Annotated in this window: 2 protein-coding genes; both read right to left on the bottom strand. The window is 78.3% G+C overall.

What is annotated here, in order from left to right:
* A partial coding sequence (locus tag AC3WUG_RS19600) for a twin-arginine translocase TatA/TatE family subunit (protein WP_492329202.1) occupies positions 1-304 on the bottom strand: 304 nt, incomplete at its 3' end.
* Positions 305-363: 59 nt separating this feature from the next.
* Positions 364-1,602, bottom strand: coding sequence for a S1C family serine protease (locus AC3WUG_RS19595; RefSeq protein WP_492329201.1), 1,239 nt, complete (start codon positions 1,600-1,602; stop codon positions 364-366).
* Between the last annotated feature and the right edge of the window lie 186 nt (positions 1,603-1,788).

Genomic DNA, 1,788 nt, shown 5'->3' with positions numbered 1-1,788 from the left:
CGCCGGCACCACCGGCCGCCGCGGCGGTCCGGGCGCCGGCGGGTGCCGGCTCGGGGTCCAGCAGGGCGTCCCGGACGATCCGGCGGGGGTCGTAGCGCCGCGGGTCGAGCGCGGCCCAGTCGATGTCCTTGACCTCGTCGCCGAGCTCGCTGTCGACGCGCTCGCGCGCGTCCGCGAGGAAGTGCCGGGCCTGCTTGGTCAGCCGGGCGAGCTGCTCGGCGTACTTCGGCAGCCGCGTCGGGCCGATCACGATGACGGCCACGACCAGGATCACGAGGAGCTCGCCGCCGTTGATCCCGAACACGTCACCCAGGCTACCGTCCGCCGGGCGCGCCACCTAGCGGTCCCCGGCGCCCGTCCGGGTCAGCCCTGCGCGGACTCGTCGAGGACGACGCGCACGTCCCGCTCGGCGCCGTCGGCGGCCCGGACCCGCAGGGAGACGGCGTCGCCGGGCGTGCGGGCGCGGATCGCCACCACCAGCTCGTCGGACGCGGTGACCGGTCGCCCGTCGATCGCGAGGATCACGTCGCCGGCGCGGATGCCCGCGCGGTCCGCGGGGCCGCCGGGGGTCACCGGCTGCTGCGCGCCCTGCGGCTCGGTCGCGACCTGGACACCCTCGCCGGTGTAGGACCCGTCGAGCAGGACGCCGATCACCGGGTAGGTGGCGACGCCGGTCTCGATGAGCTGCTCGGCGGTGCGCCGCGCCTGGTTGGACGGGATGGCGAACCCGAGCCCGATGCTGCCGCCGCTCGTCGCGGAGGCGCCCGGCGGCTGGGCGATCGCCGAGTTGATCCCGACGACCTCCCCCGCCGCGTTCACCAGCGGTCCGCCGGAGTTGCCCGGGTTGATCGCGGCGTCGGTCTGGATCGCGTTGATGAACGCGGTCTCCTCGGTGCCGTCGCCGGCCGCGACCGGGCGGTTGAGCGCGCTGACGATGCCGGTGGTCACGGTGCCCGCGAGGCCCAGGGGCGCGCCGATCGCGACGACCGGGTCGCCGACCTGCGCCGCGTCGGAGTCGCCGAGCACCAGGGGGGTCAGTCCCTCGGCCTCGACCTTGACCACCGCGAGGTCGTAGTCGGCGGTGCTGCCCACGATGGTCCCCGGGAGCTGCGAGCCGTCCGCGAGCAGCACCACGATCGACGACCCGGCGCCGGACGCGCCCGCCACGACGTGGTGGTTGGTGAGGATGTAGCCGTCCTGGCGCAGCACGAGGCCCGACCCGGTCGAGCCGCCGGACGCCGACGACACCTCGATCGAGACGACCGACGGCAGCACGGTGGCGGCGATGCCGGCGACGCTGTCCGGCGCGCGGTCGCCCGCGCCCGTGCCGACGGCGGCGGGCAGGCCGGCGTCGGCCAGGTGCGCGTCGTCGCGCTCGATCCGGGCGCCGACGACCCCGCCGAGCAGGCCGGCGCCGAACGCGGCGACCACGAGGCCTGCCACGACGCCGAGGGGGACGCGCCGGCGGCGGCGCCCGCGGCGCGGCGCCGGGACGCCGAGCTCGGGCATCGCGGGCGGCAGCACGCCCGGGGGCAGCAGGGCGGGTGCGGGGGCCGCCGCCGGGTCGGCCGGCAGCGGGGACGGCGGGACGGCACCGGCCACGGGGCCGGTCGGGCCGGCGGGGCCGGTCGGGCCGGCGTGGCCCGCGGGCGCGCCCCAGGGCGACGGCGCACCCCAGCCGGCCGGGGTGGCGGGCGCGCGGTACGGCTGCTGCGGGGCGGCCGGCGCGGCGCCTGTCTCTTATCCACCTCTCCGAGCCCCCGAGACATGGCGCCTGATCTGGGGGGG

The sequence above is a fragment of the Cellulomonas sp. EB106-03-03-XG116 genome (assembly GCF_058792015.1).
This window is presented reverse-complemented; position numbering and strand designations above follow the sequence as displayed.